The sequence below is a fragment of the Arenibacter sp. S6351L genome (assembly GCF_023016025.1).
GTDB lineage: Bacteria > Bacteroidota > Bacteroidia > Flavobacteriales > Flavobacteriaceae > Arenibacter > Arenibacter algicola_B.
Window position 1 is genome coordinate 1 of sequence record NZ_JALKBB010000118.1, and the last position, 404, is coordinate 404.

The window sequence follows — 404 nt, forward strand, 5'->3', positions numbered from 1 at the left end:
TGATCACCTTTTACACCTTGGATACCTTGAATCCCTTGAGCTCCGGTGTCTCCTTTCTCACCCTGAATACCTTGCTCTCCAGTTGCTCCTGTAGCTCCAGTATCACCCTTTTCACCCTTGTCTCCTGTCGCACCGGTATCACCTTTGTCACCTTTCTCGCCTTGGTCGCCTTTTAGACCTTGGATACCCTGTTCTCCGGTAGCACCAGTGGCACCAGTTGCTCCAGTTTCACCTTGGATACCCTGAATTCCTTGGACTCCGGTATCTCCTTTATCACCTTTTAAACCTTGTATGCCTTGCTCACCAGTGGCACCAGTGGCCCCGGTCTCACCTTGGATACCTTGAATCCCTTGAGCTCCGGTATCTCCTTTGACGCCCTGGTCGCCTGTGGCTCCGGTCGCACC

At 53.2% G+C, this 404-nt stretch carries 1 pseudogene; it reads right to left on the reverse strand.

The features are described from left to right. Nucleotides 1-404, reverse strand: a pseudogene (locus MWU82_RS24160) (hypothetical protein); the annotation flags it as partial.